The 17,536-nt window shown below is 64.5% G+C and carries 17 protein-coding genes; 14 read left to right on the top strand and 3 right to left on the bottom strand.

Translation table 11 applies throughout. The features are described 5' to 3' along the window. Positions 1 to 964: exodeoxyribonuclease V subunit gamma (locus CKO15_RS06360; protein WP_200193685.1), on the bottom strand; the 964-nt coding region annotated here is incomplete at its 3' end. A 580-nt stretch (positions 965 to 1,544) separates the two neighbouring features. On the opposite strand from CKO15_RS06360, the gene CKO15_RS06355 reads away from it, so the two are divergent. The 14 genes from CKO15_RS06355 (at position 1,545) to CKO15_RS06290 (ending at position 15,373) form a co-directional block, all read left to right on the top strand. Continuing rightward, complete coding sequence (locus CKO15_RS06355; protein WP_200193682.1) at positions 1,545 to 2,033, top strand: DUF192 domain-containing protein; 489 nt, start codon at positions 1,545 to 1,547, stop codon at positions 2,031 to 2,033. 374 nt (positions 2,034 to 2,407) lie between these two features. Continuing rightward, the gene (gene pilL2 / locus CKO15_RS06350) at positions 2,408 to 3,094 is read left to right on the top strand and encodes a PFGI-1 class ICE element type IV pilus protein PilL2 (protein ID WP_242464616.1); all 687 of its coding nucleotides are present in this window, start codon (positions 2,408 to 2,410) and stop codon (positions 3,092 to 3,094) included. Beyond that, entirely contained in the window at positions 3,091 to 3,996 is a 906-nt protein-coding gene (locus tag CKO15_RS06345; protein WP_200193680.1) for a hypothetical protein, read from the top strand. The genes pilL2 and CKO15_RS06345 overlap by 4 nt, the downstream gene beginning before the upstream one ends. Continuing rightward, entirely contained in the window at positions 3,993 to 4,313 is a 321-nt protein-coding gene (locus tag CKO15_RS06340; protein ID WP_200193678.1) for a hypothetical protein, read from the top strand. Before CKO15_RS06345 ends, CKO15_RS06340 begins: the two co-directional genes overlap by 4 nt. After that, positions 4,295 to 5,257 (top strand): TIGR03749 family integrating conjugative element protein, encoded by a 963-nt coding sequence (locus tag CKO15_RS06335; protein ID WP_338036011.1) that lies wholly within the window; start codon positions 4,295 to 4,297, stop codon positions 5,255 to 5,257. Before CKO15_RS06340 ends, CKO15_RS06335 begins: the two co-directional genes overlap by 19 nt. Beyond that, positions 5,257 to 6,816, top strand: coding sequence for a TIGR03752 family integrating conjugative element protein (locus CKO15_RS06330; RefSeq protein ID WP_242464615.1), 1,560 nt, complete (start codon positions 5,257 to 5,259; stop codon positions 6,814 to 6,816). The genes CKO15_RS06335 and CKO15_RS06330 overlap by 1 nt, the downstream gene beginning before the upstream one ends. Next, complete coding sequence (locus CKO15_RS06325; protein ID WP_200193675.1) at positions 6,776 to 7,294, top strand: TIGR03751 family conjugal transfer lipoprotein; 519 nt, start codon at positions 6,776 to 6,778, stop codon at positions 7,292 to 7,294. Before CKO15_RS06330 ends, CKO15_RS06325 begins: the two co-directional genes overlap by 41 nt. Next, positions 7,294 to 10,086, top strand: coding sequence for a conjugative transfer ATPase (locus CKO15_RS06320; protein WP_242464614.1), 2,793 nt, complete (start codon positions 7,294 to 7,296; stop codon positions 10,084 to 10,086). The genes CKO15_RS06325 and CKO15_RS06320 overlap by 1 nt, the downstream gene beginning before the upstream one ends. Next, positions 10,083 to 10,877, top strand: coding sequence for a TIGR03759 family integrating conjugative element protein (locus CKO15_RS06315; protein WP_200193673.1), 795 nt, complete (start codon positions 10,083 to 10,085; stop codon positions 10,875 to 10,877). The genes CKO15_RS06320 and CKO15_RS06315 overlap by 4 nt, the downstream gene beginning before the upstream one ends. Before the next feature lie 20 nt (positions 10,878 to 10,897). Continuing rightward, on the top strand, positions 10,898 to 11,377 hold the full coding sequence (locus CKO15_RS06310; RefSeq protein ID WP_200193671.1) for a transglycosylase SLT domain-containing protein: 480 nt from the start codon (positions 10,898 to 10,900) through the stop codon (positions 11,375 to 11,377). 280 nt (positions 11,378 to 11,657) lie between these two features. Beyond that, entirely contained in the window at positions 11,658 to 12,236 is a 579-nt protein-coding gene (locus tag CKO15_RS06305) for a PFL_4695 family integrating conjugative element protein (RefSeq protein WP_200193669.1), read from the top strand. Beyond that, complete coding sequence (traD, locus tag CKO15_RS06300) at positions 12,233 to 14,302, top strand: type IV conjugative transfer system coupling protein TraD (RefSeq protein ID WP_200193667.1); 2,070 nt, start codon at positions 12,233 to 12,235, stop codon at positions 14,300 to 14,302. Before CKO15_RS06305 ends, traD begins: the two co-directional genes overlap by 4 nt. Beyond that, positions 14,302 to 15,030 carry a TIGR03747 family integrating conjugative element membrane protein gene (locus CKO15_RS06295; RefSeq protein WP_200193665.1) on the top strand — a complete coding sequence of 243 codons (729 nt, stop codon included), beginning with the start codon at positions 14,302 to 14,304 and terminating at the stop codon, positions 15,028 to 15,030. Before traD ends, CKO15_RS06295 begins: the two co-directional genes overlap by 1 nt. A 97-nt stretch (positions 15,031 to 15,127) precedes the next feature. Next, complete coding sequence (locus CKO15_RS06290; protein ID WP_242464613.1) at positions 15,128 to 15,373, top strand: hypothetical protein; 246 nt, start codon at positions 15,128 to 15,130, stop codon at positions 15,371 to 15,373. A gap of 196 nt (positions 15,374 to 15,569) precedes the next feature. Here the strand turns inward: CKO15_RS06290 and CKO15_RS06285 are convergent, their stop codons facing one another. Together CKO15_RS06285 and CKO15_RS14085 are read right to left on the bottom strand one after the other, a co-directional pair. Continuing rightward, positions 15,570 to 16,364, bottom strand: coding sequence for a Fic family protein (locus tag CKO15_RS06285; RefSeq protein WP_242464612.1), 795 nt, complete (start codon positions 16,362 to 16,364; stop codon positions 15,570 to 15,572). Next, positions 16,312 to 16,806, bottom strand: a complete 495-nt coding sequence (locus tag CKO15_RS14085; protein WP_338036010.1) for a zinc ribbon domain-containing protein — start codon at positions 16,804 to 16,806, stop codon at positions 16,312 to 16,314. The genes CKO15_RS06285 and CKO15_RS14085 overlap by 53 nt, the downstream gene beginning before the upstream one ends. Positions 16,807 to 17,536: the final 730 nt, after the last annotated feature.

Below are 17,536 nucleotides of genomic sequence, written 5' to 3'. Positions count from 1 at the left end.
CTGCGAGCAGGGTCTCATCCGTGGGCTCTAAGAAGAGCGGTGTTTCGAGGTTGGCTGCGCCACTGAGCAGGCGGACGAACTGCTGCCCCTGTTCGCCGAGGCCGCTGAGGAGCGGGTTGCCGGCCTCTAGCAGCAGTGGATCGGGGTCCTCAAGGTCCTCAGAGGCCTGCGCAGGGTGAGACCGTAGCCACTGGGCGCGGAGACGCGCCTGCTGCTTCTCACTGACCAAATCGCCCCAGTACTCATCGCTGGGGTTGAGATAGAAGAGGTGAAAGTCGATGCCGCCGCGCTCGGCCAGCGCCGCCATGAAATCGAGCCACACTGGGGCGAGCGTATTGATGCCGAAGAGAAAGAGGCGCTGCGGCAGGGGCTGCGCCGGGGTCTCAATGCGCGCCTGTGCACGTTCGAGCAGGCGCAGTGGGTGAGCAGCGTGCTCGGCGGTTAGGAGTCGCCACAGGGCCGCCTGCCAGTGCTGCTCCCGGCCGCGCTCCCAATCGAAGATCCAGTCGGGGCGGTAGAGCTGATACTGCTCATAGAGATCGGCCAGCTGCTCGGCGAGCTGAAAACGGCGCAGCGCTTGCTGCCGCGCGCTCTGCTGCTGCTGCCAATAGCGGTTCGGTTCGGCGAAGGCGTCGTGATCGGTCACCGCCGGGCTCGCTAAGAGGCGGTAGAGTCGCCAGGTCAAGACCTCGCGCCGGTAGGGGGAGCTGACCGGCACCTCGTCATCGCCGAGCAGTGCGCGAATCAGCCGCCACATCTGATTCACCGGCAGCGGGTACTCGATGTTCATCGCGATGCGCCGCTGCGGGTGTTCGGCCAGGCGCATGCTCAGCCAGTGCGCCATGCCCGGGTGCTGGACCATGACGATATCGGGCTGCAGGGGGGTATCGACCGGCATCGCCAGCAGGGTGGCGAGCGGGTCGATCAAGTGCTCAAGGCGGTTGCCGGGGAGGGTGTGGATCATGGCGACTCGTGCTCAAGAATCGTTAGGATCGGGGCTACAACATGCGCCGAATTGCCTCTCTGCACGAGGCTGGAGTAACGCCCTTCTAATCGCGTACCCGGGGGTTGGTGTCTCGAGAAGCTGGCACACGGCCCCGAAAAGGCCTCTTCGGGGGCTTCGAGAGGGGGCGCAGTTGCCTCTGAGAGCGGGGTAAAGAGCCTCACCGAATCTCCTCGCGCAGCTGAGGCATCGTGTGCGCTCGCTTGTGGAGGGTCGCTCCGGCCATATTATCGACCTCGTCTTTCCGCCTTCAGACGCTCGCCCAGTTCCTGCACCGCCAACCGGGCCTGAAGGAGAGCATAACGCCTTGGCGGTCTGTGATCACTCAGCTTGAAAAGCTGAGCTTGAATCGCCTCCGCTATCTGCCTCAGAGCATAGCCCGGAATTGTTGAGCGCTCTGACTTGTGGTATCGAAGTGGGTCGTGCGCAGGATCTCGCTGAATAGACCGTATTTCAAGGCACAACAGCCGTTGTCACCAGGTTCAGGCCTCTGGCGCGCTGGCGAACGCTGTACGGCACTCAATTCCGGCACCCGTGCGCGATGAAGACACCGATGAGAGGCGCCATCCTTGCGCTCACGGTTGCAACGCTCGCACTAGCCATCGTCCTAGTGTGCGATCCCGCTCCGTCGACCGTCGAGGATTGGCCGCAAGCGTCCATCCGCATAGATGGAGAGTGGGTCGACGTGCGGATCGCGAAGACCTCGCGCACTCGCTCCCAAGGATTTCAGCACGCGACTCCTGAGCAGATCCGGTCAGAGAAAATCCTGTTCATTTGGCCGGACCAACGCCAGCCGAGTTTTCACATGGAGAATGTCGCTTGTCCTCTGGTGATCGCATGGATCGCGGATGGCACGATCGTCGCGACTGAGCACATGAAACCTGGGCGCGCTCTATACCGACCGCCTCAGCCTGTTGATGCAGCACTGGAGCTGCATCCGGAGCGAGCGGAAGATCTTGGCATCAAGTCCGGCACCGAAATCGATTTATCGCGCGACGATCCCCGCGACTCGGGCGCTGATCCACCATGACCCAGGGTGGTTCCCGCGTGCTTAGCTGCCATTGCAGGCCACACGGGCACACGAGGCCGCCGATTAAGGCGCAGGTCGGTCGTATGGCTGGCGTACCGGAGCAGAAAAGGGCCCAATCACGCTCCGGCCGGATCCTCTGAAGCTGCGCAGAGACCACTGGCCCTTTCACGGATGGCCCTTTGCCCTTTCTGTGTAGCTAGGCCCCGTACCCTTCAACCCCCCTTCCCTTATAGCCCTTCCCTTGCCCTTTCGGCGCCCTTTGCGCGCTGCCAAGAAAACTCCCACCGAGCGAGGCTGAGTTTTGCCGACACGACCTTCGCGTCGCGCGGCAACCTAGATCGACCCACTGCTTTGGAGCGCTGAGGATGTGCTGCATGCGTGCTCTCATGATCGCAGCTGTGATCACAGCCATGACCCCGGCTCTTGCCGATGCCAAGGAGCAGGTCGGGCGCTACTCCAGCGTCGAGGCCGCCCCGACCGAAGCGCAGGCTCAGCCGCTTGAGGCCGTTGTGCAGATCACGTTTCCTCAGGAGATCGTGACCGTTGGTGAGGCCTTGGAGCATTTGCTCAAGCCGAGTGGTTATGCGTTCCAAGAACTCTCGGCCACGTCGGTTCTGACCAGCCGCCCCCTGCCTGAGGTCCACCGCGAACTGGGGCCCATGCCCCTATACAAGGCCCTCAAGACCTTGAGCGGTCCGCCCTGGCGGCTGCTTGTCGACCCGGTTGCACGCACCGTGGCCTTCGAGCCGAAATCACCTTACCGCGAGGGCGCTGAGGCGAGCGCCGAGCGGCTGACTGGCGAACAGGCAGCCCCCGTCGAGCCACGCACCTTCGGGCCAGTTGCCCGCGGCGCCAGCCTCTATCAGATCGCGGCCCGTGTGGAACCGAAACAGCCGAAGGCCGCGAGCCAGGCGGTGTACGAGGCCAATCCTCAAGCCTTCATCCGCGGCGACCCGAATCGGCTCATAGCAGGCGCCACGCTGGAGATCCCCCCCTCTGAAGAGATTGCGGCGCGCGATCCGGACAAGGCCGAGTCTTGGTTCAACGAGGTGACCCGATGAGCCAGCGAAACCGAACGAAGCGACCGGCCGAATCCCCGTCGGCTGAAGAGAGCGAAGCCACCGCACCGGTAGATGGATCGCATGCGGCATCCGACCCGTCCAGAAGCGTGGAACCCCCTGGCCGCGAATCCGGCAATGAACCCGACCACGGGGCCGATCTTGAGGCGTCCATGTTCGGGGAGGCCTGCGAGGGCTTGGGCCAGAATCATAGCGAGACTGCCTCAGCCAGCGGCGGATCTCGAATCAAGCTCCTTGCGCTCGCTGGAGCAGGCGCTCTGGTCGTGCTCTTCGCCCTCGGTCTCGGGCTCGCCTCGGACGATGAGGAGACGGATGATGCCCAACCTGCCCCCGAGCTGGCCGAAATCGTGCAGCGGATAGGCGCCCTGGAGCAGGAGCTCGACACACGGCTGTATGAAGCAGCCGAGGACCGGGAGCAGGCGATGGCCGCTCTGGAGCAGGCCCAGGAGATCGGCCTGCAGGAGATCGAGCAGGCTCTCGAGGCCCATGAGGAGGCGCTTACACGACTGCCCTCGACCGAGCACATCACCCGGGTGGAGCAGCGCGCTGAGGATCTGGCTGCTGAACTCAAGGCGCTGGAGCAGAAGATTCCCGGGGTCAGTGAAGCACGGCTCGACAGCCTGGATGATCGCCTTACGGCACTGGAAAAGGCCCCAGAGCAGCCCGAGCTGGAAGAGGCTCGTCTGCTCGGTTTCGAGCATTGGGCTGGCTCAACGCTGATCATCCTGGCTCAGGACGGGGAAGCGGCACGCTATCGCCCCGGCGAGGCCGTCGGCGACACCCGTTGGCGGGTCAGTACGGTGGATCCGGAAGCCGAGGTTGCGGTGCTTCGCCACCGCGACGGCACTCTGCATGCGCTCCAAGTCGAGGAGGCACACCCGTGAGGCCGTTCGATTCGGTAAAGCCTCTAGTGGTGGCCCTCATCGGGGGGTGCGGGATCCTTGCCGGCTGCTCCAGTGCGCCGTCTGCGTCCCCGGAGGTCTCTGACGAGCCGGAGGCGGCGACCCAGGAGGTCGGGGCAGAGGCGCCGACTGAAACGAAGCAAAAGAAGCGGGGCGAGCCGGAGGAGGCGGAAATGCCCTCCGAGCGCTCCTGTGAGGCCATGCTTGAGGGCCGTCGTTGGGTCTGGGCCGACCTCTCGCAAGCTCCTGAGCGGATCGTCTACTACATCGGAGGTCAACGGTGCGAGCCCGAACACTAACCAGTGCGATCGCGTTGGGCCTGGCGCCGGTTTTCGCCACGGCCGGGGAGGATGCGTTTTCGCTGCCCCTACCGGAGTTCAAGACGGACTCTGAGGCCGAGCAACCCGCGGATGCAGCTTCCGAGGGCGAATCCGGTGAAACGCCTGGAGCCAGGGAGCCTGCGGCCGACGCCGCCGGTGCGCTCACCTCGCCGAAGCAGCCCGCCTCGCAAGGGGGGGCTGCCCCGGAGCGCGTGGTCTGGGATGGCACTCCGATCCGGGTGATCCTGCCCGTTCAGGGGGAGCGGATCGTACGCCTGCCGGTCGACCAAGCACGCATCGGCATTCCGCCGGCCCTCAACGACCGCCTGCGCGTACTCTCCCGCGAAGGCGTGCTCTATCTCCAGCCGACCGAGGCGTTCGAGGCCAAACGAACTCTGGTCGAGGAGCCGCACACCGGACGCTCCTTCATGCTCGATGTGGAGGCGCGCGAGGACGGGCCTGGGCGTGAGCTCATCATCCATGACGAAGCGCAAGATGCGGCGGCCGATGCCGAGCCCGCCGAAGCGCATCCCAGCGGCGGCAAGCCACCGATCGTCGATTACGTCACGCTCACACGCTACGCCGCGCAGAACCTCTACGCTCCCGAGCGGCTGCGGCCTGCGCATCCCGGGATTCGGTCGGTGGGCGTCGACGATGCGTCGATCGCCCTGGTACGGGGCGCGCGTATCGAAGCCGAACCGATCGCCGCCTGGAGCGGGGGTGGTTATCACATCACGGCGGTCCGACTGACCAACCAAACCTTCGAACCCGTGGTACTCGATCCTCGATCCTTACGCGGCGATTGGCTCGCAGCGACCTTTCAGCACGCCCGGTTGCAGGGGGCCGGCCACGAGGCCGACACCACGGCGGTCTACCTGATCTCGGATCGTCCGTTTGAGGAGAGCTTCTGGGGGCGTCGGTAATGGCGAGCAAGACCCGCAGCAACCGCTTACTCCCGATCCTCGGCGGTCTTGTCGGCTTCCTGTTGCTCGTTGTCATCCTGGTCGGTGGCGAGGAGGAGACGCCGGAGTCAGCCACCGTCGCTCATCCCGATGAGCTCGGCCCCGGAGAGGCGATGGATCCAGCGGATGTAGACACACAGGCGGATACGATCCGCATGCTCACCGCGCAGAATCGGCGCCTTGAGCAGCAGCTTAAGGCCATGGAGCAGGCGCTGGAAGAGGTTGAGGAGGAGGCGGAGCGTCCCGATGCGCACGCCGAAGAGCGCCACGAGGCGCTCATGGGCCGCATTGAACAGCTGACCACTCGCGTGAAGGAGGCCGAGAAACAAGAAGAAGAGGCGGCGGATGAGACCGATTGGCCCGTTGGGCTCGGTCTTGCGCCCGATGAGCAGCCGCTTGGCTTGATGGGGGAAGCTGAGGACGAGGACGCTCCGATCGAGGATGGACTGCGACCGTCCGATTTGACCCGGGACCCCGAGGCGGAGCGCGGCTCGCCGTCGACAACCGCTGAGCAACTGACCTGGATCGATCCGCTGGATGCTTCACCTGCGACAGACGACGGCTCGGGCCCTCCGCACCAGGCGTGGACGGGCCCCGAGGCCGATGCCAGCGCCTCAGAAGAGACCGAACCCACCGAGACTCAACGGGCCGATGCGGATCCGGAGGAACTCGCCGTCTACACGGTGCCACGCAATAGCATGCTCATGGGCTCAAGTACACTGACCGCCCTGATCGGCCGCATCCCGCGCGAGGGCTCGGTCGAGGATGCGGCACCGTTTAAGGTGGTCGTCGGCAGCGAGAACCTGGCCGCGAATGATATGGAGATCCCTGGCCTGGAAGGCATGATCCTCAGCGGCACCGCCTTCGGCGATTGGACCCTCTCCTGTGTACGCGGCACGCTCCACAGCGCCACGTTCCTCTTTGAAGATGGCACCACACGCACCTTCCCCGATCCAGGCGACGGCTCTGTGCGCACCGCCGAGGCAACGGATGGAAGCGGTAAGGTCGCGAAGGCCTCCGGGGAGCGAATGGGCGAAGGCGATCCGGCCAACCCGCCGATTGGCTATATCACCGACCCGCAGGGTGTGCCCTGTATCGCCGGCGACCGAGTAAGCAATGCCCCAGCGTTCCTGGCCCAGGCTGGCTTTCTTGCAGCGGGCCAAGCCGCATCGGAGGCGCTGGCCCAGGCCGAGACGGAGACCATGATCGGCCAGCAAGGCTTTACGCAGACGATCATCGACGGTGATACGGGCCGGTTCATCGGCGGTCGGGCCGCCTCGGGCGCTGCCGAGGAGGTCCTAGAGTGGCTGCGCCGGCGCCAGGAGAACCACTTCGACGCCATCTTCACCCCAGCCGGCCAGGAAGTGACGGTGCATATCGACCGTGAACTGCGCATCGACTACGAGCCCGACGGCAGGAGGGTATCCCATGATCAGCGTCCGGACTTGCAACGCAGCCTCTCCAATCAGCCGTTCGAGCGTGGCGAGCACCATACTGCTCGCCCTGATCGCCTCGACTAGCGCGCTGACCGGCTGCGCCCAGAGTGGCGCTACGCAGGAGGGGACACCACAAGTCTATCCCGAGGGGCCTCGCACCGATGAGATCTACAAGGCCCACATGGCCCAGCATTCCGGTGGTGACATCGATGATGGCCGGCAACAACTGGCCCCAGGGACCGGCCGGGCCCACACCCGGGACGAGGCGGCTGCTGGCGAAGATCAAAAGGGCGATGAGGCGAGCCGGCGTGTTGTACCGCCGAATGACAGCACCCCGGCGCAGCGGCTGACCGACGGCGCCGCAGCACTCGCTGGCTACACCCGGCAGGCACACGACGAACTCGAGCCGCGCTTTGGCCGGGTCCCGAACCCGTCGATGGTGATGTACGTCTACCCACACCTGGCGACCCCGGACGAGGCCCCGGTGCCCGGTTATAGCACTACGTTCCCGATGTTCGAGCGCGATCACTACGCGCTGCCTGGTGAATCGGAGGCGCGCTGATGCGAATGCTGCACCAGTTGTTCATGAATAACGGATTCGACCGGGGAAGCGAGGCGGCTTCAGCGCACCGGGCAATCCCCCCTTCCACGCCCCGCAGTCCCAAGGAACGCGAGTACGCAGAGCTCTACGAACGTCCGGAGTCGTTCACCGACTTGTTGCCGTGGACCGACTACGACGCACAGACGCAGATTTTTCTGCTGGAGCACCGCGACAGCGTTGGCGTGCTCCTGGAGCTCACGCCGGCCTCGAGCGAGGCCCGGACGCAGGCCTTCCTAGAGGAGCTCTTGGAGAACCTGCAGACGGCCATTGCCGATGCAATCCCCGAACTCGAGCACTCGCCCTGGGTCCTGCAGCTGTTCGTCCAGGATGAGCCGAATCTGACCGATCTTCCAGACCGGATTCGGGACTACGCCCGGCAGCGCGGCGGTGAGAGCGACTTTACGGCGATCTACTGCCATCATCTCGACGAGCACTTGTGGCGGATCTCGCGCGAGGGTGGCGTATTCACCGATCGGATGGTGACGGGCGGAAACTGGCGTGGGCAGCGGCGGCGGACCCGACTCTGCCTCTACCGGCGAGGCGCTGGCGGCGATCTAACGCCCGACGAAGAGCTTGAGCAAGTGCTCGGCCAGCTTCGCGTTTCCCTTGAATCCGCCGGGGTCGGGGTGCGCCGCTGCGGTGCGAAGGACCTCTACGAGTGGCTCCTTCCCTGGTTCAACCCGCGCCCGTCGATCACGGATGGTGATCCGCGCGAGCTCATACGCATCGCCCCTTATCCGGGTGACGAAGCGCTGCCAACGGGACGTGATTTCGCCGGGCTGCTCAACTTCTCCATGCCCGAGTCGGATCATGAGGCGGGGGTGTGGCGCTTCGATGGACTCCCGCACACCGTCGTTTTCTCCCAGGGGCTGCGGCATCCGCCGCGCATTGGGCACTTCACCGGTGAACGGCGCAGCGGAGAGAACATCTACGCGCTGTTCGATAAGTGCCCAGAGGGGACGATCTTGGCACTGACCGTAACCATCGCGCCGCAGGACGAGGTCGGCAATCAGATCGCCCAAGTCCGAGCCGCCTCCGGCGGCAAGAACATCGAGAGCCAGCTTGCCCTTGAGGAGGCCACGGTCGCTCAGGAGCAGATGGCCCGGGGCAACAAGCTGTTCCCAACCCAGATCGCCTTCTATCTGCGCGCCGAAACCGACCGGCAGCTGGTACGCGAGCGCCAGCAACTGGCCTCTCGGCTGGTGAGCAACGGGATCCAAGTCATTGCGCAGGAAGCCGAGCTTCTGCCGCTGCACAACTACATCCGCAGTCTGCCGATGGCCTACGACCCGCGGCTGGAGCGTTACTCGCGGCGGGCGCGCTACGTCTACGCCGACCACGTCACCGCACTCGCCCCATTCTACGGTCGCACGCGCGGGACCGGACATCCGGGGATGCTGTTCTACAACCGCGGTGCCGAGCCGCTGGTCTTCGACCCGCTCCACTCAGCCGACCGCAAGAAGAACGCCCACGCCCTCATTCTTGGGCCGACCGGCGCCGGCAAAAGTGCGCTGCTCACCTACCTGATGATGCAGATGCTCGCGATCTATCGACCGCGGATCTTCGTCATCGAGGCCGGTGACTCCTTCGGGCTGCTTGGTCGCTACACCGCTGCCAAAGGGCTGAGTGTCAATCAGCTCTCGCTGCAGCCCGGCCGAGACGTCAGCCTGCCGCCGTTCTCCCCGGCCATGCGACTGCTCGATCAGATCGATGCCGATGAGCAGCATGGGCCCGAGGAGTATGCGGCAGATACCGACACCGAGGCTGGGATGGTCGATGGCGATGAGGCGATTGAGGACGAGGAGGGCGGCTCCCGGGATCTGCTCGGCGAGATGGAGCTCGCGGCACGCATCATGATCACCGGCGGTGAGCCCAAGGAGGATGCGCGCATGACGCGCACCGACCGCCACACGATCCGCAGCGCGATCATCCGCGCGGCGCGCAACGTGCGCAACAGCGATACCGGCCGAGACCAGGTACTGACCGAGGACGTTGCTCAGGCGCTTCGCGAGGAGTCGCGCGCCGAGTCGCTGACCGAGGGGCGGGGCCAGCGGATCCGGGATATGGCCGACGCCATGGAGCTGTTTTGCTCCGGCTTCGCCGGCCAGGTCTTCAACCGACCCGGCACCGCTTGGCCGGAGGCCGACCTGACCATCGTCGATGTCGGAATTATGGCCCGCGAAGGGTATGAGGATCAGTTGACCGTGACCTACATCGGTCTGATGAATCACATCAACGATCTCGTCGAGCAGCATCAGCACGAAGGCCGGCCGACCCTGGTGCTCACCGACGAGGGTCACATCATCACCACCAACCCGCTGCTTGCGCCGTTCGTGGTCAAGATCACAAAGATGTGGCGCAAGCTCGGCGCCTGGTTCTGGATCGCCACGCAGAACCTGGAGGACTTCCCCGACGCCTCGAAGAAGATGCTCAACATGATGGAGTGGTGGCTCTGCCTCGTCATGCCCAAAGAGGAGGTCGAGCAGATCGCCCGTTTCAAGGACCTGACCGAGGAGCAAAAGGCTCTCTTGCTGTCGGCGCGCAAAGAGCCGGGCAAGTACGTCGAAGGCGTCGTCCTCGCCGACCAGGTGGAGGCCCTGTTTCGCAACGTCCCCCCACCGATTGCCTTGGCGCTGGCGCAGACCGAGAAGGAGGAGAAGACAGAACGCGCTCGGATCATGCGCGAGCACCACTGCACCGACGTCGAGGCTGCAGAAATAGTCGCCGAACGGATTGCGGAGGCGCAGACATGAACGCACGCGCTTGGATCAGGTGCGCCGCGCTGGGGGCCGGCCTGCTGGGCATGCTGCCTGCGGCAGCGAGCGATCGCGCACCGAGTGAACTGCAAGAGCACGAAGAGCGATCCTCGAGCTTGGGCGAGCCCCTCGATCGCAGCCAGTGGGGTGAGCTCAGCGAACAGGAGTGGGCGCGCTACGAGTCACTGATGGAAGGCCCGCGTGGGCTTTGGAGTCCGGATCTGGATCCGGTCTGGGTGCTCGGCATCCACGCCCGCTCGGCCAAGGAGCGCCAGCGCATGGCGGAGATCGCGGTCGAACGCGAGCGCGAGCGGGTCCGTCAGGAACTCGCCTTCCAGTACGCCTACGACGACGCTTGGGATCGGCTCTATCCCGACGAGACCCCTTTTGCCAACGAGGCCGGCGAACGCGCCGCCCAGGGGGCATCACAGCACGATAACGCCGAACAAGCGGCTGAACAGCAGGAGGCCTCCATCGAAGACATCCGGCCAGGCGACCGGGTTGCGCTGGTCACCCGTAAAGAGGATTGCGCGGCCTGCGACACAGCCCTAGAGCGCCTCATTGGTGCCCTGGACCAGGGTACGGGCTGGGAGGCCGATGTCTTCGTGGTCGATGCCGAATCGGATCACGAGGTGCGCAAATGGGCAACCGAGCAGCAGGTTCCACCGCAGTGGGTCGAGACGCAGCGACTGACGCTCAATCGCGACCAAGGCGTCCTGGCCGAGCTCGAGGTGCCGGCCCTCTATCGCCGAGATGGGGCTCGTTGGGAGCCGCTCTCCTTGCGGTGACACTGACCGGAGCAGCAGCGATGTCCGCCGCCAAACCGCCGGTGCTCTACCAGGACGTGGCTGAAGCCGTCGACGTGCCGGCGCAATTGCTCTACGCGCTGGCCGCCGCAGAATCCGGCGCCGCCTTGAACTCCGGGCGCTATAAGCCCTGGCCGTGGACGCTCAATGTCGGCGGCAAACCCGAGCGCCACGCCAGCCTTGAGGCCGCGCAAGCGGCGCTGAGACAGCACCGAGCCGCCGGTCGGCGCAATGTCGATGTGGGACTGATGCAGGTCAACTGGTATTGGCACGGCGAGCGCTTTGCGACGCTATCGGAGTCACTCGAGCCACAGACGAACCTAAAGGTTGGAGCCGCGATCCTGCGGGCGCACTACGAAGAGCGCGGCGATTGGCTCGATGCCGCGGGTGCGTACCACGCGCCGGCGGACCCGCAAGCCGCTGCGGCTCACCGCAAGGCGGTAGCCGAACACCTCGAAGCTCCCCTCGGGGAGGACCAATGACGTGGAGGGGGCAACTGGTTCAGAGCTCATCAGACACAGCACCCCTCTGCGCTGCTCGGCAGCGATCTCAGCGGGGGGCGCGCATTCACCTGCGGATTGGCCCCCATCGGCCCACGGCTCGTGGTGATCGACCCGCTCGAGCCCAACCGGGGACACGGGCGGGGAGGGAGGCGAGTCTAGGCGAAGGAGACCTGCCGTGCCTGTAGTTATCCACAGAAGCTGTGGAAAAGTCTGTGGAGATGATCTCCCAAGTCACTGTCACAATTAGGGGGATACTGGGGTGATCAAAAAGCATCCAGTCCGACGCCGGTTGCCGGAGAGCAGGGTGTGGGGGCTCGCGCTAGGGGTGGTCTGCGCCAGTTCAGCGGCCGCCTTTGAGCTCGAACTGGACGCCGGCGGTGGCGAACCGATCCAACCCTACATCGAGCGCTTCGAGGACTCCTTTAAGGCGTTGCGGTGCGAGCCAGAGCGCATCTCGCCGCCGGATCCACCCGAGCCAGCGATTGCCGCTGAGGCGCAGGGCCTGCTGCCCGTGGAGACCGACCGCATGCAGGCAGGGCCGCTAGAAGTCGGCGTGACCGCGAAGTACCGCGAACGCATGGCCGAACTCCCGCGCCCCTTGTGCCTGATCGGTCGAGATGAGCGCTCATTGAGATGGCTGGCGCAGCATCGCGACGCTCTGCTCGAGGTCGGCGCCGTGTGTCTCCTGGTGGAGGCGCAGGAGCGGACGGATCTTGAGCGCGTCCGCGATCTCGCCGACGGCGTATGGGTTCAGGTTGGCCCTGGTGACGGCTTGGCCGAGCACTTCGGCGTGCGCCGCTACCCCGTGGTTCTGACCCCGGAGGGGCCGAAGCAATGAGCCGACAGCACCCGATTGAGGCCCTCCTGCGCCCCCCGGTCGAACTCTACTCGGCCATCACGGCCGGTATGGCTGCAGCCATCGCCGCCTATGCGCCTTGGGCGTTGATGATGAATCGGGAGCTGGCCTGGGGGACGGCCACCGTGTTCGCTGCTCTGGCCCTCTACCGGGGGTATCAGGGGTGGTGGATTCTTCGCTACCAGCGCAATCTCCGAGTCCTGCCGGAGTTCCGGGTGAGTTCGGGGCAGATCCCGGTCTCACGCCACTGGCTCTACCTCGGCCGCGGTTTTCGCTGGACGCAGAAGCATACGCAGCGGCTGTGGGACACCATCAAGCCGGAGGTTCAGCACTATATCGAGCCCGGCCCGGTCTACGAGTGGGCGCGGCGCGTCGAAGTCGATTGGGAGGGCAAGCCCCTGCTTCACGCTGTGGCGAAGCTGCTGGGCCGGCGTGCGTGGTGGAACCCGCTCGCTCCGCTGCCACCGGTCGGCGGTCGAGCAGCGCTGCACGGTGTCGAGCCGCATGAGCGCGACGTCTACCAGGACCTCAACGAGCGCGTCGGGCATACGCTTGTGCTCGGCACCACGCGGGTCGGTAAGACGCGACTGGCCGAGCTGCTCATTGCCCAGGATATCCGCCGCCAGGAGACCGTCGTCGTCTTCGACCCGAAGGGCGATGCGGAACTGCTCAAGCGGGTCTACGCCGAGGCCTGTCGGGCCCATCGCGAGGAGCAGTTCTTCATGTTCCATCTTGGCTACCCGGAGCACTCGGCGCGCTACAACGCCGTCGGCTCCTTCGGGCGGATCACCGAGGTGGCGACCCGGACCACTCGTCCTCTGCCCAGCGAGGGCAATTCGGCGGCGTTTCGCGAGTTCGCCTGGCGCTTCGTCAATGTCGTCGCTCAGGCGCGGGTCGCGCTGGGCAGGCGCCCCGACTACCGGCAGATCCTGCGCGATGTCTCGCAGATTGAGCCGCTGCTTATTGAGTATTACGAACACTGGCTCGCCCAGGTCGGCCCGAAGGATTGGCGCGAGGCGGTTCGCCAACAAGAGCAAGACGGCAAAATCCCTCGGCATTTGCAGGGCCGGGATCGGCGAGCAGTCGCCCTGGTCTTCTATGCCAAGGATCGCAGCCTGAGTGATCCGGTCGCCGACGGACTGCGCTCAGCCTTTGAGTACGATAAGACTTACTTCGACAAGATCGTCGCCTCGCTCTTGCCACTGCTCGAGAAACTGACCACCGGTAAAAGCGCCGAGCTGATCGCCCCCGACTACACCGACATGACGGACCCTCGGCCGATCCTCGACTGGCGCGAGATCATTCGCACCGGGGGAGTGGTCTACGTCGGCCTGGACGCCCAGGCCGATACCGAAGTGGCCTCCGCAGTCGGCAATGCCATGTTCGCCGACCTGTGCTCGGTCTCTGGGCAAATCTACAAGCACGGCCAGGACGTCGGCATGCCGGATCGGCGTGCCGAGATGCCGGTGGTCAATCTGCACGCCGATGAGTTCAACGAGCTCATTGGCGATGAGTTCGTACCGATGCTCAACAAGGCCGGCGGCAGTGGCTTTCAGGTCACGGCGTACACGCAGACCTGGAGCGATGTCGAGGCCCGTCTGGGGTCGAAGCCCAAAGCCGGCCAAGTCGCCGGCAACTTCAATACGCTGATCATGCTCCGGGTCAAGGAGTACGCCACGGCCGAAATGCTCACCGCGCAGCTGCCAGAGGTGCGCATCAATACGCTCATGGAGGTCAGCGGCGTCAACGATACGGCCAATACGGAGACGAGCGAACAGTTCACCTCGCGCAATGAGGACCGCCTCTCCGTCGAGAAGACGCAGATGCTCACCCCTGCCGATGTACTCGCCCTTCCCAAAGGCCAGGCCTTTGCGCTCCTCAACGGCGGTCATCTTTACAAGATCCGGATGCCGCTGCCGCATCCCGGCCGCGATCCTGTCATGCCGGAGCACATCGCCGAGATCGCCGAGCACATGGCCGAGGCGTACAACACCGGTGAGGACCTGATCCGCCCGGAGCCGATCCCGCTGCCCAGGGAGGGGAGCTGATGGCCGGGTCGAAGACTCAGACTGCAGCGCAGCAGCCAGGCTGGTTGGGTTGGCTCCTTGGCGGGGTCGGCTCGTTTGCCATGTGGCTTATCGTGGCCCTAGGATTTTCGATCCTGGCCGAGTGGGTCGGGCAGACGTGGGTCTGGCCGGAGGCCGGTCTCCAGCACAGCCAGGATATGCTCGCTGCCGAGATTGAGCACCTGGACAGCGACTACGGCCGCGCCCTGCTGACCGATGACCCCGCGGGCTATGCCCAGAGCTTCGCCGAAAACACCTATCGGGGCCTGGTCGAACTCACCGGCCTGGAACACGCACTCGCTTGGCTCGCCAAACCAGCCGATCCCCGGGGCGGGCGCATCCAGGCTGCCCTACGCAGCGGTTACGACGCCATCGAGCCCTACGTCCTATCGGCCCTGACCATCACCCAGGTCTTCGCGGTGCGCGTGGCTGTGCTGACCCTCGCCACGCCGGTGTTCTTCCTGTTCGCACTCGTCGCCCTGGTCGATGGTCTCGTGCAGCGTGATCTGCGCCGTTGGGGCGGAGGTCGCGAGAGCGCCTTCGTTTACCACCACGCCAAGCGGTTGCTCGTACCGACGCTGATCCTAGCCTGGGTGATTTACCTCGCCATGCCGGTCGCGGTCCATCCCGCCTGGATCATCTTTCCGTTCGCCGCGCTCAATGCTCTAGCTGTTGTGGTGGCGGCAAGCACCTTCAAGAAGTATCTGTGAAATCCGGCTGCAAGATCGACGCACACGGTCACCACAGTGTTGAGCGTCTGAGCGTGCCATTGCCATCCGCATGGTCATCGCCAGGCGCGTCATGCTCATGACCCTGCTCGGGCGCGAGGCCCCGGAGTTGCCGGCCGAGTTGCTGTTCTCGGACACCGAACTGCGCATCCTGGGTGATTACACCCGATCCCGACGCCGCGAGCGCCCCGGTCGCCTTGCCGACGCAGTGCGTGAGATCGCCATCCTGGGTGGCCACCTCAACCGCAACACGGATCCCCCGCCCGGCCACCCACTCATCGGGCATGGCGACACCCGACTCGTGACACCTGTGGGTAAAGAGTAGGGCTGGGGGTATGTCTATTTACGACTCAATTTTAATCGGGTCAGTGCGGGTGTTTGGCCCGCCCTCCCCACACCACCTAGCATGCGGGTCCGCACCAAACGGTTCACAAGAAGTGATCACACGACGATTTCAGGCATAACCATGCGCTTTCATCCATGGATCGCGGATGCGGATCAAGCCCTGGCGTTTCAGCCAGTCATCGGTCATCCCGGTCTGGGTGCGGTTTGTGCGCGTTGTGGCGAAGGTTGCGCCTCGCCTGCTGCTCACTCGCCTGTTCAACCAGTTGCCGCGTTGCCTGGTAGGACCGCTGACAGAACGCCCGGAAGGGTGCCTCCTGGGCCTCGGCGGGCCAGACACCGGTTTCGGCCGTGAGTTGCCCGCTTGCCAGCTCGTATTGGGCCAGGATGTCGATGTATTCCTTGCGGTCGCGCACATCGATCATCACCGGCAGATGGCCGGAACGCAGCACCGGGATGTTGCTCAACAGACGGGCCAGGCGCCCGTTGCCGTCCCAGAACGGATGTACGTGGACGAACCCCAGGTGCAACCTGGCATAGGCATCGACCGCGTCCGTCTCGCTCAGGGACTCTTCAGCGAGCCGATTGAGCTCGGCCAGCCACCCCGCCATCAGTGTGGGCACGTCTTCGGGCGGGGCGTACTCGATGAAGGTCTGGCGCCCCTCCTCGGTGACGGCATAGGTGCCGTTGGGCTCCACCTTCCAGGCCCCGCAGGGCTTGTAGATGTCCGCCACGAGTTCTGATTGCACCGCCCGGTGCAGGTCAAACAAGTGCGATTCCGTGACTTCCCCGCCCAGCGCCTTGTAGATCAGTTCGATGGCCCGGGCATGCCCCGTCACCTCCTGGTGATCCTTCAACGGCTTGCCGGAGACCGTCAGCCCCTCCTCGATGACGAACTTGGTCTCGCCCAGGGTGAGGCTGTTACCCTCCAGGGCGGTGGAGGTATGGGTCCAGAGGTCGCGGATCTGGCTCAACAACGACTGTTGCAGATCGCGGTCGAGTCCACCTAGGGCTTTGAGATTGGGTATCTTGACATCCTCCCCGGCCTGATACTGCATCGCTCACTTCACAGGCGAACCGGGCGTGCTCCGCCCTTAAAACATTGATCGCGCCGACGACATCGGCGTTTTCCTCGAAGCCGCATTCCACGCACTGGAACCGAGCTTGCGTCTCCCGGTTCTCCGCCGAGACGTGACCACAGCACGGGCAGGTTCGACAGGTGTTTTGCGGCGCCACGGCGATGAACCAGCAACCTCGCCAATGGAGCTTGTTATCCAGTTGGCGTCGAAACTCGAACCAGCCCTGATCGAGGATGGACTTGTTCCGCCCGACTTGGCCCGAACGTTTTTGCCCGGTTGCTCGGCTGTACCCGCTGCTGACTTGGACATGTTCCGTACCTGCAATGCCTCGATACACACCGTCGCGTGGTTTTGGCTGATCGCGGTCGAGGTCTTGTGCACCCAGGCTCCACAGTCACAGATTTAACCTTTTGATTCGCAAGGGCTGCACATTTGGTTTGGCACAACTTAGCCGACGTTCGACTGCTCCGGTGTCCTCACCTCCAGTTCTTGAAAAAGTGGGCGCTGCTTAGCGATGATCGACACCCCGGTATGTGTCTCTCCGCCGATTTCAACCTGGTGCCATGGTGCCGGGTCAATGCGTGAAGCGCGCGTGCGTACATAGCGCCGCTATCTCCTATGCGCATTCCAGTCCCAGCCGCTGTACCGAAGCCCCACAGTGTAACAAAGTGGACACCACGAAGAGGCCTTACCCTTCGAGACCATGGAGCCAGCAGATCGGAAGAAGTGAGCCTCTTACAGCAGAGCCTCTACCTCGGTCACTCGTTTCATCGGTGCTCCACAATGCAACCTGCGATTTCAAGCGCGGGAGAAATAGCGGCTGCGGGCTTGCGGCCGCCGAAATCCACGGTCAGTCCCTGCTGCCCACCTGCAACTGCTTGATGGTACGGCTGTCTCAGCGACCAGCGCTCCCCAACGGAAGCTCCAGGAAGTTCTTCAGGTCTTTGATTATCAGCTCACAAGCTCGCACATTGAAAGCCCTGGACTGCTGACCCATGATGGACGACGCAACCGATGCTGCACCATGAATCGGACTAACCGTAGTCTACGCCAGCTCGACGAAGGGT

The sequence above is a fragment of the Halorhodospira abdelmalekii genome (assembly GCF_016583625.1).
Classification (GTDB): Bacteria; Pseudomonadota; Gammaproteobacteria; order Nitrococcales; family Halorhodospiraceae; genus Halorhodospira; species Halorhodospira abdelmalekii.
The sequence above is the reverse complement of the archived record's forward strand: the minus strand, read 5'-3'. Positions and strand labels throughout refer to the sequence as shown.

What these genes read in the sequence shown, in the direction of transcription:
- CKO15_RS06355 (WP_200193682.1), top strand. Translation starts at nt 1,545, where the DNA reads ATGAAGACACCGATGAGAGGCGCCATCCTTGCGCTCACGGTTGCAACG.
- pilL2 (WP_242464616.1), top strand. Translation starts at nt 2,408, where the DNA reads ATGCGTGCTCTCATGATCGCAGCTGTGATCACAGCCATGACCCCGGCT.
- CKO15_RS06345 (WP_200193680.1), top strand. Translation starts at nt 3,091, where the DNA reads ATGAGCCAGCGAAACCGAACGAAGCGACCGGCCGAATCCCCGTCGGCT.
- CKO15_RS06330 (WP_242464615.1), top strand. Translation starts at nt 5,257, where the DNA reads ATGGCGAGCAAGACCCGCAGCAACCGCTTACTCCCGATCCTCGGCGGT.
- CKO15_RS06320 (WP_242464614.1), top strand. Translation starts at nt 7,294, where the DNA reads ATGCGAATGCTGCACCAGTTGTTCATGAATAACGGATTCGACCGGGGA.
- CKO15_RS06315 (WP_200193673.1), top strand. Translation starts at nt 10,083, where the DNA reads ATGAACGCACGCGCTTGGATCAGGTGCGCCGCGCTGGGGGCCGGCCTG.
- CKO15_RS06310 (WP_200193671.1), top strand. Translation starts at nt 10,898, where the DNA reads ATGTCCGCCGCCAAACCGCCGGTGCTCTACCAGGACGTGGCTGAAGCC.
- traD (WP_200193667.1), top strand. Translation starts at nt 12,233, where the DNA reads ATGAGCCGACAGCACCCGATTGAGGCCCTCCTGCGCCCCCCGGTCGAA.
- CKO15_RS06295 (WP_200193665.1), top strand. Translation starts at nt 14,302, where the DNA reads ATGGCCGGGTCGAAGACTCAGACTGCAGCGCAGCAGCCAGGCTGGTTG.
- CKO15_RS06290 (WP_242464613.1), top strand. Translation starts at nt 15,128, where the DNA reads ATGACCCTGCTCGGGCGCGAGGCCCCGGAGTTGCCGGCCGAGTTGCTG.